The 15,052-nt window shown below is 28.0% G+C and carries 12 protein-coding genes and 1 tRNA gene; 6 read left to right on the top strand and 7 right to left on the bottom strand.

What is annotated here, in order from left to right; all coding sequences use genetic code 11:
• Position 1 precedes the first annotated feature (1 nt).
• Entirely contained in the window at positions 2-904 is a 903-nt protein-coding gene (locus tag H0H57_RS01570) for a 5'-3' exonuclease (protein ID WP_185863567.1), read from the bottom strand.
• A 20-nt stretch (positions 905-924) separates the two neighbouring features.
• On the opposite strand from H0H57_RS01570, the gene metG reads away from it, so the two are divergent.
• Positions 925-2,610, top strand: a complete 1,686-nt coding sequence (metG, locus tag H0H57_RS01565; RefSeq protein ID WP_185863566.1) for a methionine--tRNA ligase — start codon at positions 925-927, stop codon at positions 2,608-2,610.
• Between the two features lie 11 nt (positions 2,611-2,621).
• Here the strand turns inward: metG and H0H57_RS01560 are convergent.
• The 5 genes from H0H57_RS01560 to H0H57_RS01540 form a co-directional block, all read right to left on the bottom strand.
• Positions 2,622-2,707 (bottom strand) — tRNA-Ser (locus H0H57_RS01560).
• 7 nt (positions 2,708-2,714) lie between these two features.
• Positions 2,715-3,962 (bottom strand): diaminopimelate decarboxylase, encoded by a 1,248-nt coding sequence (gene lysA / locus H0H57_RS01555; RefSeq protein WP_394798846.1) that lies wholly within the window; start codon positions 3,960-3,962, stop codon positions 2,715-2,717.
• 3 nt (positions 3,963-3,965) lie between these two features.
• Positions 3,966-6,368, bottom strand: a complete 2,403-nt coding sequence (gene lon / locus H0H57_RS01550) for an endopeptidase La (RefSeq protein WP_185863565.1) — start codon at positions 6,366-6,368, stop codon at positions 3,966-3,968.
• Positions 6,369-6,502: 134 nt separating this feature from the next.
• The gene (gene ligA, locus H0H57_RS01545; RefSeq protein WP_185863564.1) at positions 6,503-8,527 is read right to left on the bottom strand and encodes an NAD-dependent DNA ligase LigA; all 2,025 of its coding nucleotides are present in this window, start codon (positions 8,525-8,527) and stop codon (positions 6,503-6,505) included.
• A gap of 13 nt (positions 8,528-8,540) precedes the next feature.
• Positions 8,541-9,449: a N5-glutamine methyltransferase family protein gene (locus tag H0H57_RS01540; RefSeq protein ID WP_185863563.1), complete on the bottom strand. Its 909-nt coding sequence runs from the start codon at positions 9,447-9,449 to the stop codon at positions 8,541-8,543.
• 76 nt (positions 9,450-9,525) lie between these two features.
• Between H0H57_RS01540 and mnmE the strand changes: the two genes are divergently transcribed.
• Genes mnmE through rplI form a run of 5 tightly spaced genes read left to right on the top strand, consistent with a single transcriptional unit; the run spans position 9,526 to position 13,610 of the window.
• The gene (mnmE, locus tag H0H57_RS01535) at positions 9,526-10,923 is read left to right on the top strand and encodes a tRNA uridine-5-carboxymethylaminomethyl(34) synthesis GTPase MnmE (protein WP_185863562.1); all 1,398 of its coding nucleotides are present in this window, start codon (positions 9,526-9,528) and stop codon (positions 10,921-10,923) included.
• A gap of 12 nt (positions 10,924-10,935) precedes the next feature.
• Positions 10,936-12,444, top strand: coding sequence for a glutamate--tRNA ligase (gltX, locus tag H0H57_RS01530; RefSeq protein ID WP_185863561.1), 1,509 nt, complete (start codon positions 10,936-10,938; stop codon positions 12,442-12,444).
• A 58-nt stretch (positions 12,445-12,502) separates the two neighbouring features.
• A complete protein-coding gene (rpsF, locus tag H0H57_RS01525) occupies positions 12,503-12,853 on the top strand; it encodes a 30S ribosomal protein S6 (RefSeq protein ID WP_015429918.1) in 351 nt (116 codons plus the stop codon).
• Positions 12,850-13,152: a 30S ribosomal protein S18 gene (rpsR, locus tag H0H57_RS01520; protein WP_185863560.1), complete on the top strand. Its 303-nt coding sequence runs from the start codon at positions 12,850-12,852 to the stop codon at positions 13,150-13,152. Before rpsF ends, rpsR begins: the two co-directional genes overlap by 4 nt.
• Before the next feature lie 2 nt (positions 13,153-13,154).
• Positions 13,155-13,610, top strand: coding sequence for a 50S ribosomal protein L9 (rplI, locus tag H0H57_RS01515; RefSeq protein WP_185863559.1), 456 nt, complete (start codon positions 13,155-13,157; stop codon positions 13,608-13,610).
• On the opposite strand, the gene H0H57_RS01510 is transcribed toward rplI, so the two are convergent.
• Positions 13,593-14,933, bottom strand: a complete 1,341-nt coding sequence (locus H0H57_RS01510) for an Nramp family divalent metal transporter (RefSeq protein WP_185863558.1) — start codon at positions 14,931-14,933, stop codon at positions 13,593-13,595. The genes rplI and H0H57_RS01510 overlap by 18 nt on opposite strands.
• Positions 14,934-15,052 lie beyond the last annotated feature (119 nt).

Here is a 15,052-nt window from a genome sequence, read left to right as displayed (position 1 = left end):
ATTATTCTTTTATTTTTAATTTATAATATTCATGAGCTTTTTTTAACAATTTTATAAACTCAAGTTCAAAGAATATTTTTTTTATAGAATCCCAGTTTGGTTTTTTTACAAAAAATTTTTTTTCATGAAAAGAAAAAAAGGGAATATTAGTAACAATAGTAATTAATTTTTTTGATAAAATACCTAAATCTTTATTTTTTTCAATATTTTTTTGAATTTTTCCGTTAAGATCATGAGTTGAATTCAATAATTTTTCAATACTTCCATATTTTTGAATAAATTTTATGGCATTTATTTTTCCAACTCCTGGTAATCCTGGTATGTTATCAGAAGGATCCCCCATCATACTCCACAAATCTATAACTTGTTTTGGATGATTCACACCAAATTTTTTTTTTATTTCTTCTATTCCCAATATTTTTTTTGGTTTTCCTTTAAAAGGTGGGATATAAACTTTAATATTTTCTGTTATCAGTTGAAAAAAATCTTTATCTAAAGTAATTATATAAATTACATATCCTTTATTTTCTGCTTTTTTAGCTATTGTTCCGATAAAATCATCTGCCTCATATCCGTCGGGAGCATAAAAAAAAGAAATTTGAAAAGTTTTTAAAATCTTTATAATATAAGGAATTGCCTCAAAAATAGCTTCCGGTGTTTTGTTTCTATGCGCTTTATATTTGTCATATTCTTTTTTCCTAAAAGAAGGACCTTGATGCGTATCAAAAATAGTAGCCATATAGGATGGTTTTTCATTATTTAATGTGTTCATTAAAAAATATGTGAAATTTATGATAGGTGAAGTATTGAGTCCTTTAGAAGTGAAAAGTGGATGATGTTTATAAGCATAATAACTCTGATAAATAAGTGGATATGCGTCAATTAAAAATAATTTTTTATTCATATATCAATTTTTATATTATTATGAAAAAATCAAATAAATATACAGTCACGGCTGCTTTACCTTATGCAAATGGACCAATTCATATAGGACATTTGGCTGGAGTTTATTTCCCTGCAGATGTTTTTGTTCGTTATCTGAGACGAAAAAAAATAGATGTTATTTTTATATGTGGATCGGATGAACATGGAGTTCCGATTGCTATGCAAGCTCAAAAAGAAAAAAAAACTCCTCAAGAAATAGTAAATAAGTATCATTACATGATTAAAGATTGTTTTAATAATTTTGGAATACAGTTTGATCACTATTCCAGAACCTCTGCAAAAATTCATCACGAAATTTCTACTTCTTTTTTTAAAAAACTTCATGAAAAAAAAAAGATTTTTGAAAAAGTATCTGAACAATATTATGATCAAGAAGCTAAACAATTTTTAGCGGATAGGTATATATCTGGTACATGTCCCCATTGCAAAAATAAAGAAGCTTATGGAGATCAATGCGAAAATTGTGGAAGTTCGTTAAACCCTGAAGATTTAATGTATCCAAAATCGACTATAAGTGGAAGTTTTCCCATTTTGAAAAAAACTAAACATTGGTACTTTCCTTTAAATCAATATCAAGAATTTTTGGAAAAATGGATTTTAATGAATCATAAGAAAGATTGGAAAGTGAATGTATATGGACAAGCAAAATCTTGGTTAAATCAAGGATTAAAATCTCGTGCTATCACAAGAGATTTGAATTGGGGTGTTCCTATTCCAAAAAATAAAGGAAAAGTTCTGTATGTATGGTTTGAAGCTCCTATAGGATATATTTCTTCTACGATAGAGTGGGCTAGACAAACAAAAATAGATTGGAAACCTTATTGGAAAGATGAAAAAACCAAATTGATTCAATTTATAGGAAAAGATAATATTGTTTTTCACTGCATTATTTTTCCAGTTACACTGAAAGCATATAATAGTGGATATATTCTTCCAGATCAAATATTGGCTAATGAATTTCTTCATCTAGAAAATAAAAAAATATCTACTTCTAAAAATTGGGCAGTATGGGGTCATGAATATTTAAAAGATTTTCCAAATCAACAGGATACACTTCGTTATATTCTCATATCTAATATGCCTGAAAAAAAAGATAATAATTTTAATTGGAAAGATTTTCAAAGAAAAAATAATACGGAATTGGTTTCTATATTAGGAAATTTTGTAAATAGAAGTCTAACTTTAATCCAGAAGTACAATAAAGGAATTGTTCCTAATCCTGAAATGTTATCTATAAAGGATAAATACATTTTAAAAAAAATTAAAAATTATCCAAAACATATAGGAAATTTAATTGAATCCTATCAATTTAGAGAATCCTTAACATGTTTTATGGATTTAGCTAGACTAGGAAACAAATATTTAACAGAGGAAGAACCTTGGAATAATAAAAAAAAAACAGAAAAACGTGTTAATACCATACTTTATGTATCACTGCAAATTGTTGGGGTGTTGGCTCAATTAGCCGAACCTTTTCTTCCATATACGGCAAAAAAATTGTTAGATATGCTTCGTTTGAAAATTTTTTTTTGGAATCAAATAAAAAACATAGAAGAAATTTTATGCCCAGGACATGTTTTAGGGAGAACCACATTCTTATTTAAAAAAATAAATAACGAAAGTATTGAAAAACAGATTCAAAAATTAGAAAAAATCCAAAAATAGTTATTCATGTGCGGAGAGAGAGGGATTCGAACCCCCGGAGGTGTTGATCCTCAACGGTTTTCAAGACCGCCGCAATTAACCACTCTGCCATCTCTCCAAACTAACTATATGATGTGTATGTCTACTATGTTTCTCAGAATATCTTGCATCGTTTCTCTTTTTCTTATAAGAAAATCTTTTCCCTTAAAAATCATCACTTCAGAAGGTCTATAACGAGAATTATAATTAGAAGACATAGAGAAACAATAAGCTCCCGCATTCTTAATGCATAAAATGTCTCCTTCACGAATTTCTTGAACTTTTCTATTAAAACCAAAGGTATCCGATTCGCAAATATATCCAACCACTGTGTAAAAACGAAGACGACCATTGGGATTAGAAATATTTTCAATACAGTGATAAGCATCGTAAAACATAGGACGAAGAAAATGATTAAATCCTGAATCTACTCCAGCAAATACAGTAGAAGTAGTATGTTTAATGACATTGACACTAACTAAAAAATATCCAGATTCACTAACTATAAATTTACCTGGTTCAAAAATCAAGGTAATTTGACTTCCATAAGTTTTACAAAAAATTTCAAATTCTTTTGTAATAGAGTAACTTAAAGAATTAAGATCTGTTTTTATATCATCTTTTTTGTATGGCACTTTAAATCCACTTCCAAAATCAATATAATCAAGATTTGGAAAATCTATAGCTGTTTGAAACAATACTTTTGCTCCTTCTAAAAAGGCTTTGATTTCTGATATATCAGATCCTGTATGCATATGAAATCCTTCTATTTTAAGTCCGGTATTCTTTAATATTCTTTTCATATGAGGAATTTGATAGTAAGAAATACCAAATTTAGAATCAATATGTCCTACTGAAATTTTAGAATTCCCTCCTGCCATAATATGCGGATTAATTCTGATTCCTATAGCATAATCAGGGTAATATTCTCCAAATTGTTCTAAAATGGACAGATTATCTAGATTGATTCTAACTCCGAAACCAACAGCTTCTTTTATTTCTTGAATAGAAACACAATTAGGTGTGAATATAATTTTTTTAGGATGAAAACCTGCTTTTAATCCTAGTTCTACTTCTTGAATAGACACGGTATCTAATCCACTTCCCAATTTTTGCAAAAATTTTAATATATTCAGATTAGTATTAGCTTTACAGGCATAATTAATGATTAAATTTTTTATTCCACTAAAAGCCTTTTTCATTTTTATATATTGTTTCTTTATTTTGTAAGAATCGTATACGTAAAGTGGAGTGCCATATTTTGTTGCGAGTTGAATTAAGAATTCTCTATGAACTTGAACTGGATCGCTCTTATTTTCTAATTCATGCATCATAATTTACAATAAAGATAAATGAATCACATCATTCATATTTCTAACATAATCAAAGGTTAATCCTTTTAAGTGTTCGTTTTTGATTTCTTCTATATCTTTTTTATTCTCCTGTGATAGAATAATTTCTTTAATATTAGCACGTTTAGCCGCTAGAATTTTTTCTTTAATTCCACCAACAGGAAGAACCTTCCCTCTTAGAGTGATTTCTCCTGTCATAGCTAAATTAGGTCTTAACTTTCTTTTCGTAAAACTTGATACTAGAGATGTTAACATTGTTATTCCTGCAGATGGACCATCTTTAGGAACGGCTCCTTCAGGAACATGAACATGTACATTTTTTTCTTCAAACATTATAGGATCTATGTGAAATTCTTTATAATGAGCTTTAATATACTGTAAAGCAATTGTAGCAGATTCTTTCATGACCTCACCTAAATTGCCAGTAAGACTTAAATGACCTTTACCTTTAGATAAACTGGATTCAATATATAAAATATCTCCCCCAAAATGAGTCCAAGCTAACCCAGTCACCACACCTGGAACATTATTGTCTTCATAACGATCTGGATCATTAGGAATACCAAGAATTCTTTCTATTTTTTCCATACTCAAATTTTTCACATATTTTTTGTTCATCGCAATATGTTTAGCTACATAACGTGCTAATTTAGCAATCTGTTTTTCCAAAGTTCTCAATCCAGATTCTCTTGTATAACTTTCAATGACTTTTTCTATTTGTTTCGTTCCAAGTATTAAATCTGATTTTTTTAATCCATTTTCTTTCAATTGTTTAGGAAGTATATGTTTTTTTACAATTTGTGTTTTTTCTTCTACCGTATATCCATTCATTTCTATGACTTCCATTCTATCTATTAAAGCAGGTTGAATATGGGAAAGTGAATTTGCTGTAGCAATAAATAAGACTTTTGATAAATCGTACCCCATTTCTAAAAAATTATCGTAAAACGAAGTATTTTGTTCCGGATCTAAAACTTCCAACATGGCAGAAGAAGGATCCCCATTTGTACCTATACCCATTTTGTCTATTTCGTCTATCACAAAAACAGGATTCGAAGTTCCTACTTTTCGAATAGATTGTAATAATCTACCAGGCATAGCTCCTATATAAGTTCTTCTATGTCCCCGTATTTCTGATTCATCATGCAATCCTCCCAAAGAAATACGAACGTATTTTCTTTTCAGTGCGGTAGCTATAGATCTTCCTAAAGAAGTTTTTCCGACTCCAGGTGGACCGTAAAAGCATAGAATAGGAGAACGCATATCTCCTCTTAATTTTAAGACAGCTAAATATTCTATAATCCGCTCTTTTACTTTTTCCAGTCCATAGTGATCTCTATCTAGTATTTTTTGTGCATATTCTAAATCAAAATTATCTTTTGAATATCTTCCCCAAGGAAGATCAATCATTAATTCCAGATAATTTCTTTGTACCGTATATTCTGGCATTTGAGGATTGGTTCTTTGCATTTTTAGCAATTCCCTATCAAACTGTTTTTTTGCTTCCTTTGGCCATTTTTTTCTGGAAGCTTTAACACGCATTTCATCTATTTCTTTTTCATAAGAAATATCTCCTAGTTCTTCTTGTATGGCTTTAATTTGCTGATGCAAAAAATATTCTCTCTGTTGCTGATCCATATCACTACGAACACGGGATTGAATATCGTTTTTTAATTTAATTTGTTGATGTTCTACGTTTAGAAAACGTAACGTTTCCATTGCTCTTTTTTTCAAATCATCGTATTCTAACAATTTTTGTTTATCTCTAGTAGCTAAATTCATATTAGCTGCTACAAAATTTATTAAAAAAGAAGGACTTTCGATATTACGAATCGCAATGCTTGCTTCTGATGGAAGATTGGGGTTATCTTGAATAATTTTTATAGCTATTTCCTTTATAGATTCTACTAAAGCAAGGTATTCTTTATCCTGGCAGGAAGGTTTATTTTCTTCTAACGCTATAATTTCTGCTTTAAAATATGGATCATTTTGAATAAAACGATTGACTTTAAATCTTCTTTTTCCCTGCAAAATAACGGTAGTATTTCCATCAGGCATTTTTAATAATTTCAATATTTTAGCAACCGTTCCAATAGAATATAAATCTTTTTCACTAAGATTTTCTATCCCAGAATTTTTTTGTGTTAATACTCCAACTGTTTTATCTAATCCATAAGCATCTTGTAACAATTGTATGGATCCACTTTTTCCTGCTATAATTGGAAAAACAATTCCAGAATACAAAACCATATTTCTTACTGTTAAGATACATAATTGTTCGGGAATATCGTCTTTAAGTAACTGATCTTCTTCATCTTGACTCATTAAGGGTATAAATTCAGCTTCAGATTCGAATCCAGATTCTGTAAATATATTTTTTAAGAACATAAAAAAATAGATTTCTGACTTAATGGATTAACTCATCTAAGAATCAATCCCCACTTACTTGTAAATTAAATATACTGTTTTCTATATGAAAAACAAAACCATATATACGGACTTTAATGAATTACTGTCCATTGTTAAAAAATTGATCTATTTTGATTTTTTTCTTTTTGAATCCAATCCAAAAAAATCTGTTCTGTCAAAATTTTTACGTGATTTTTTTTCATACTTTTTTTTAATTTGGAACCGAAATTTTTTCCAACTACTATAAAATTAATTTTATTATTGACCGTATTATATACTCTTCCACCTAAAAATTCTACTATATTTTTAGCCTCATTTCGGGTCAAACAAGATAATTTACCTGTAAATACAAAAGATTTTCCTTGAATCAAAGAATATTTTTGTATCATCATACATTTTGTAATATGTAATTGTAATCCATATTTTACAAGAATTTTAACTATGTGTATATGTTCCGTAATTGAAAAATAAGTAATGATACTTTTTGCAATTTTTTTTCCTATTCCAGAAATAGAAATTAAATGATTATAATTTGCATGCATCAAAGAATTGATATCCAAAAAATGTTCTGTCAATTTTTTGGAAAAATATTCTCCTATATAACGAATTCCTAAGGCAAATAATACTCTACAATAGGGGTTTTCTTTAGATTTCTCTATATTATTCAAAATACCACATGCCAATTTTTCTTTGACTCCATCTATTTGAAATAGTTCTTTTTTTTTCAATTCATATAAATCATAAAAATTATATAAAAAACCTTTTTTATATAATTTATGAATCATTTTTACTCCAATTTTTTTTATATTCATCACATTTACAAAGTGTATTATTTTTCCTATTCTTTTAGAAAAACAGTTTTGATGAGTACAGTAAAATAATTCATTTTTTTTCGTTAAAATGCTATTACATGATGGACATTTTTTTAAAAAAAATACAGGAAAAGTTTGATTCGATCTTTTTTGTATGTTGATTTCTGTGACTTTTGGAATGATATTTCCTCCTTTTTCTAATAAAAGGGTATCTTCATAATGAAGACCCATTTTTTGTATGAAACGATCATTATAAAGTGCAACTCTTTTGATTGTGGTTCCAGTAATTAAAATAGGAACAACATTGGCTACAGGAGTAATGATTCCCGTACGTCCCACTTGAAACGTAATACTTAATAATTTGGTTTCAGACAATTTTTGTCTGAACTTATAGGCGATAGCCCAACGTGGGTATTTATTGGTAAATCCTAAAAAGGATTGTTTTTGATATTCATTCACTTTAATGACTATTCCGTCCGTATGATAAGGGAGTTGGTTTTGACAGATTTTCCAAAAGTCTATAAAATGGAATACTTCTTTCATGTTTCTGCAAAAACGTGCTGTAGGAGCTTGAAACCCCCAATTTTTTATGTATTTTATAGCTTCATATTGTGTACTAAAAGGTAAATGTTTTCCTACAACATGAAATGCTATACAAAATAAATCTCTTTTACGTACTTCTTTAGGATCACGAATTTTCAGTGTCCCACTCGCCGTATTTCTTGGATTGGTATAAGGGGGTAGGCCATTGTTTATCCGTTGTTGATTTATTTCTATAAAATTCTTTATAGGAAGAAAAATTTCTCCACGTATTTCAAGATACGTAGGATAATGATTTCCTATTAATTTGAAAGGAATATATTTTATCGTTTTTATATTTTTTGTGACATTTTCTCCTTTTTCTCCATCACCACGAGTTACCGCATTGGTTAAAAATCCGTTTTTATAAATCAAATTAATAGAGACTCCATCATATTTGGGTTCGCATACAAAAGATAAAGAATGAACTGATTTACTTATTTTTGTTTTCCAAATCATTAATTCTTTTTTAGAATAGGTATTTTGAATAGAATACATTTTATATTTATAATGATAAACAGGAGAGATAGAAGAATCGGTTGGATGAACTTTTGCTCCTACTTTGATTGTAGGAGAAGTAGAAGTCTGGAATTCAGGATATAGATTTTCTAAAAGAGATAATTCTTTCAATTTTTTATCAAAATGATAATCTGATATTTCTGAAATCCCAAAATTATAATATTGATCATTATATTTTAACAATTCTTTTTTGAGTTGAAATATTTTTTTTTCTATTTTTTTATCCATTTGTTATTATGATTTATTTATTTGCGTAATAAATTGCACGAACCATTCTGAAAAAACCTTGAAAGTCTCTTCTGATTTCTATATTTAAAAATCCCATTTTTTTCAAAAGATCAATGATATCCAAATAAATAAATTGGTTGATTTCAAAATAAATATAAACGATTCCATTTAGTCTTTTTTTGATCCAAAAAGAAATTTTTTGATAAAAAATCAAAGGTTTTTTATCAGGAACAAATAAAGCTTGATAAGGTTCGTATTGAACAATGTTTGGGTGTAGAAGTTTTTTTTCAGATATTCTTACATAGGGAGGATTACTTACGATAATGTGAACAGAATTTTTATTTATTTTTGTAGGAATATCCATTCCATCTTTCAAAACATCCACATTGTTTAATGAAATTTTTACATTATGTAATTTTGCGTTTTTTTTAGCTATGTTAAGAGCTTCTTGATCAGAGTCCATGGCATAAATATGTACAAATTCAGGTTTTTTCTTTTTTAAAGTAATACTAATACATCCACTTCCTGTTCCAATATCAAAGACTTGAATGGGATGATTGTCATGAAGGCAATAATCTTTTTTATGATCCTGTAGTATCCATGATACCAATTCTTCTGTTTCTGGTCTAGGAATAAATACTTTTTCATTAACAATGAATTTCATTCCAAAAAAGTAGGCATGACCAATGACATATTGTATGGGTCTATTTTTTTTCAATTCCCACAATTTTTTGATTAACTTATCGTAAGTAACAAAATGAATTTGTTCTTTTCTATTTACCCGTAATAAAATAGTTGTTTTATCACATTGAAAAATGTGGGTCGTGAGTAAGAAAAAAATACTTTCTAATTCCTTAGGTTCTGGATATAAGTCTTGAAGAGTGTTTTGAAACACACGGTAAAATTTGTCAAAAGATCCCATATGATGAAATTAAAATGATGAGAATTTCAAAAAAATACTTATTTTAAATTACAACACATAATTTGTTCGTTTATTTATGTTAGATTTAGATGATGATACCATTGCTGCTTTAGCAACTCCTATTGGATCTAGTGCTATTTCTGTTATTCGTATTTCTGGAAAAAAATCCATATCTACTGTTGAAAATGTTTTTACTTCTATTAAACCTGGAAAAAAACTGGAAAATCAATCTACACATACGATTCATTTAGGATATATTGTATCAGAAAATCATCATTTATTAGATCAAGTCTTAGTTTCTATTTTTAGATTTCCTTTTTCTTATACAGGAGAGAATATGATAGAAATTTCTTGTCATGGATCTTATTATATTCAACAGCAGATATTGCAATTGCTTATTAGAAAAGGAATCCGTTTGGCTCGTCCTGGAGAATTTACATTTCGTGCTTTTATAAATCAAAAATTGGATTTATCACAAGCTGAAGCAATAGCTGATTTGATTGTATCTGAAAATAAAATCTGTCATGAAATCTCTTTACAACAAATCAAAGGAACATTGTCTAATACTATTAAGTATTTAAGAAAAAAGTTATTGGATTTTGCCTCTTTACTAGAATTGGAATTGGATTTTGGCGAAGAAAATGTGATTTTTGCTAAAAGATCAGAACTTTTTTCTTTTTTACAAGAATTAGAAGGAATTTTAAAAGATTTAATTGAATCTTTTTCGTTAGGAAATGCTATAAAAAAAGGAATAGATGTGGTCATTATTGGAGATACCAATGTGGGAAAATCAACTTTTTTTAATCAGGTAATTCAGGAAGACCGTTCTATTATATCCCATATAAAAGGAACAACTAGAGATTGTGTGGGAGGAAAAATTATTTTAAATGGAATTCTTTTTCATTTTTGGGATACAGCAGGAATTAGAAAAACCCAAGATCCTATAGAAATTATGGGAGTGGAAAGAACCATGAAAAAAATAGAAGAGTCTCAAGTCATATTCTATATTTTTGATTCTTCGAATAAAGAAGAACAAAAAATGATTAGTAATATTCAAAACATTCACAAAAAATATCCACTAAAAAATATTTTTGTTATAGCGAATAAATCAGATATATCTCCTTTTTATTTTCATGATTTTGAAAATTGTAAGTCAAAGATTCCTTATTTTTTTGAAATTTCTTCAAAGAATTATCCTGAAGTCAAAAGGGTACTCCATGCTTTGAGTTCTTTATTTTTGGATAAATTAAAAGAACAAAAAATAGTAGTGACACAACACAGACATTATGAAGCTTTGAAACTCTCATTAAAAGAACTCTCATTGGCACATAATGCTTTTCATAAAGGATTTTCAACAGATTTGGTTTCAATATATCTTAAAGAAGCATTACGGTATTTAGGAGAGATTACGGGAGAAATCACAAGTGAAGATATACTCAAAAATATTTTTTCAAAATTTTGTATCGGAAAATAAGATTGATAAATTATGTTACAACATTCTGTAAGAGTTCGTTTTGCTCCTAGTCCTACAGGTCCACTTCATTTAGGTGGAATCAGAACCGCATTATATAATTATCTTTTTGCTAAAAAACATGGAGGAAGATTCATCCTTAGAATAGAAGATACTGATCGAAAAAGATTTGTTGAGAATTCTGAATCATATATTTTGGAAACATTGAAATGGTGTCATATAGAACCTGACGAAGGAGTTGGATATGGAGGTATTTATTCTCCTTATTATCAATCTAAAAGGATAAATATTTATCGTATGTATATCAATAAATTGTTAAAAAAAGGGGATGCTTATTATGCTTTTGACACAGATCAGGATCTTGATAAAAAAAGAAAAGAATATAATCATCGTGGGTTAACTTTTTCTTATAATTCTAGAATTAGAATGAAACTGAATAATTCTTTAACTATGACGGAAGAACAATTACATGATAAATTGCGATCTTGTTCTTATGTCGTTCGATTTAAAATAGAACCTGGAAAAACATTGAAAATGCATGATATCATACGTGGAAATATAATAGTTGATACAGATCACTTAGATGATAAAATTTTGTTAAAATCGGATGGAGTAGCTACTTATCATTTAGCGAATACAATAGACGATTATTTAATGAAAATTACTCATGTAATCAGAGGAGAAGAATGGCTTCCATCTATGTCTTTGCATGTATTGTTATATAGATCTTTAGGGTGGACCCTTCCTCATTTTGCACATTTGCCTTTAATTTTAAGAAATGATGGAAAAGGAAAAATTAGTAAAAGAAATACAGATAGTTTCAATTTTCCTATATATCCTATACAATGGAAAATTCCAAAAACAAAAATTATCATACCAGGATATAGGGAATTAGGTTATTTTTCAGAAGCATTTGTGAATATGTTAGCTTTATTAGGATGGAATCCTGGAGTTGAAAGAGAAATCTTCTCTTTACAAGAATTAATCAATTTATTTTCTTTAGAAAAAATAAAAAAATCTGGTGTTTATTTTGATATCAAAAAAGCAAATTGGTTCAATAAAAAATATTTAAATAAAAAAAAAGAAAAAATATTTGCATTTCTTTTCGAAGAAATCAAAACACGTTCTATTTTATGCAAAATAGATTATTTATGGAAAGTCATCCATTTAACAATGGATAGAATTCATTTTATTCATGAAATATGGGAACATTCTTTTTATTTTTTTATTTCTCCTCATTCTTATGAAGTTAATTTTTTCAATAAAATTTGTCATGAAAATACTATTTTTCAATTAGAGAATGCTAAAATATTGTTATATAACATCAATCAATTTACGTCTTTCAATTTGAGATTTGTTTTTCAACAAACAAAAAATAAAAATCAAACCATGCAATTATTTCGTTTAGCTTTAGTGGGTGTTCTAAAAGGAATTGATATTTTCATCATTTTTGAAATGATTGGAAAAAAAGAAAGTATCCTACGCATCGAAAAACTAATCAATCAAATTAAAGAAAAAATTTAGAATCTTTTTGAAAAAAGAACATAAAAATATAGATTTACATTTCCGTAAAAAAAATTCAATGTTTCAACATTATGAAAATATTATAATAATCACTCCTATATTATCTGATGAACAAGCAAAAGAAACAGCAAAAGAATATGAAAATTATATCATACAAAAAAAAGGAAAAATCGTTCATCAGGAACATTGGGGATTAAAAAAACTAGCTTATTCCATTCAAAAAAAACAAAGCGGTTGTTTTCATTTATTTGAATTTTTGTTAAATTCTGATTTAGTTTCTGATTTAGAATTGAAATTAAGACAAGATGAACGTATTTTACGTTTTTTAACTGTAAAATTAAATAAATATGGAATAGAATATGCTGAAAAAAGAAGAAAAAAATTGTTAAAAAAAAATGAAGAATTATGATATTAGAGGAAAACCATAAACATGAAAAGAAAGTAGTAGATAATGAATTAAGATATTTATCTCCTATAAAAATAGAAACCAAAGTAGAAAAAAAATATTGTTTCTTTGAACAAAAAAATATTAAATATATAGATTATAAAGATCCTACATTTTTAATCACATTTCTGAATGCGCAAGGAAAAATTTTACCACGTCGTATCACAGGCACTTTACAAAAACATCAAAATAAATTAAATGCGGCTATTAAAAGATGTAGGCAAATTGGTCTTTTACCTTTTGTTACAGATGATTTAAGATAAACATGAAAATTCTTCTTAAAAAAGATATAGAAAATTTAGGGTTTCAATACGATGAATTAGATGTAAAACCTGGTTATGCTAGAAACTATCTCATTCCTAAAGGATATGCTGTTTTAGCATTGCCTGGGACTATCAAAAATACTCATGAAATATTGAACCAACGTTCTAAAAAAGAACGTTTTTTAATTGAAAAATCGAAAGAAATAGAAGAGAAATTAAGAAAATTAATTATTAAAATACCAGTAAAGGTAGGGAAAGGAGGAAAACTTTTCGGTTCTATTAATAATCAATATCTTATGAAAGTTTTGAATAAAGAAGGAATTTTTATAGATAAAAAATTTATTAGAATACCTGGAAATAAAGTTATTAAAACAATAGGAAAACATCAGGCAAGGATCCGATTACATAGAAAACGCGAATTTACGTTAAATTTTGAAGTATTATCTTCTTCCCAATAAAGTATTATATAATAAAAATAAATTTAGCAATAGAATGATGATTGTAATACCCCAAGCTGATATTTTTAAAATCGGTCCATTTACAAAGGGTCCCATTTTTTCAGAATCTCCTGTAAAATTCACTAATGGAATAATAGCAAAACTTAGTTGGATTGATAAAATGATTTGACTGATTATTAATAATTCCGTTGTTCCTTTTTCTCCATAAACAATAGAGACAATCATAGCAGGAACAATAGCTATAAGTCTCGTAATTAATCTTCGAATCCAAGGTTTAAATTTTATATTAATAAACCCTTCCATGACTATTTGTCCAGCTAGAGTTCCAGTTAGTGTTGAATTTTGTCCTGATGCTAGTAAAGCTAAGGCAAAAAAAACTCCCGATAGGCTAGATCCTAGTATCGGATTTAAAAGTTTGTGTGCATCCATAATGTCTGCAACTTCTGTATATCCAGTTTTATGAAAAGTAGCTGCCGATATAATTAATATAGCAGCATTGATGAAAAATGCTAAAGATAAAGATAAGGTACTGTCTATGGTCGCATATTTTATCGCCATTTTTTTTCCTTCAGTAGTACGTGGATAATCTCTGGTTTGTATGATACTGGAGTGAAGATAAAGATTATGAGGCATGACCGTGGCTCCTAATATTCCTATAGATATATAGAAAGAATGCGAATCTTTTATAATTTCAGGGTTAGGAACAATTCCTTTTAATATGGGAAAAATTTCAGGTTTTGAACTAATAATTTCAAAACTAAAACAAACTAAAATTGTAAAAATTAAAGCGGCTACTACACTTTCAATATATCTAAATCCTTTAGATTGGAAAAATAAAATAATCAAAACATCTATAGCTGTAATCAATACTCCCCATGTAATAGGAATTCCGAAAAGCAATTTTAAGGCTAATACAGAACCAATGATTTCAGCTAAATCACAAGCTGCAATAGAAATTTCACATAATATCCATAGGATAAAACTAATCAAGGGTGTATAGTGATCTCTACAAGCTTGTGCTAAATCTCTTTCACAAACAATTCCTAATTTTAAAGCTAAATGTTGCAAAATGATGGCAAAAAAATTGGATATAAAAATAACGGATAAAAGCATGTAACCAAATTGAGAGCCACCAGCAATATCTGTGGCCCAATTTCCTGGATCCATATATCCTACAGCAATTAATAATCCTGGACCAGTAAAAGCAAAAAGTTTTTTCCATATTCCTTTCTGTTTAGGAACAGAAACGGAAGAAAAAACTTCCGAAAGAGAAGGGTGCTTATTTTCATTTCTCCATCCTATAGAAGATTTTTTTTTTTGCATAATGAAATAGTAGAATACAAAAATATAAAGTTAATCGTTTTCATCTTTTTGTTGTCCATTCCATTCATGGATGATTTTCATTGTGATTGTGAAAAAATTGTATAAGATAGAATAATTTT

The organism is Blattabacterium cuenoti (genome assembly GCF_014251755.1).
GTDB classification, from domain to species: Bacteria; Bacteroidota; Bacteroidia; order Flavobacteriales; family Blattabacteriaceae; genus Blattabacterium; species Blattabacterium cuenoti_AN.
This window is presented reverse-complemented; position numbering and strand designations above follow the sequence as displayed.

Excerpts from the sequence above, each read along its gene's own strand:
- gltX (WP_185863561.1), top strand. The coding sequence starts at position 10,936 with ATGTTACAACATTCTGTAAGAGTTCGTTTTGCTCCTAGTCCTACAGGT.
- lon (WP_185863565.1), bottom strand. The coding sequence starts at position 6,368 with ATGTTCTTAAAAAATATATTTACAGAATCTGGATTCGAATCTGAAGCT.
- lysA (WP_394798846.1), bottom strand. The coding sequence starts at position 3,962 with ATGATGCATGAATTAGAAAATAAGAGCGATCCAGTTCAAGTTCATAGA.
- rpsF (WP_015429918.1), top strand. The coding sequence starts at position 12,503 with ATGTTTCAACATTATGAAAATATTATAATAATCACTCCTATATTATCT.
- H0H57_RS01570 (WP_185863567.1), bottom strand. The coding sequence starts at position 904 with ATGAATAAAAAATTATTTTTAATTGACGCATATCCACTTATTTATCAG.
- metG (WP_185863566.1), top strand. The coding sequence starts at position 925 with ATGAAAAAATCAAATAAATATACAGTCACGGCTGCTTTACCTTATGCA.
- H0H57_RS01540 (WP_185863563.1), bottom strand. The coding sequence starts at position 9,449 with ATGGGATCTTTTGACAAATTTTACCGTGTGTTTCAAAACACTCTTCAA.
- ligA (WP_185863564.1), bottom strand. The coding sequence starts at position 8,527 with ATGGATAAAAAAATAGAAAAAAAAATATTTCAACTCAAAAAAGAATTG.
- rplI (WP_185863559.1), top strand. The coding sequence starts at position 13,155 with ATGAAAATTCTTCTTAAAAAAGATATAGAAAATTTAGGGTTTCAATAC.
- mnmE (WP_185863562.1), top strand. The coding sequence starts at position 9,526 with ATGTTAGATTTAGATGATGATACCATTGCTGCTTTAGCAACTCCTATT.
- rpsR (WP_185863560.1), top strand. The coding sequence starts at position 12,850 with ATGATATTAGAGGAAAACCATAAACATGAAAAGAAAGTAGTAGATAAT.
- H0H57_RS01510 (WP_185863558.1), bottom strand. The coding sequence starts at position 14,933 with ATGCAAAAAAAAAAATCTTCTATAGGATGGAGAAATGAAAATAAGCAC.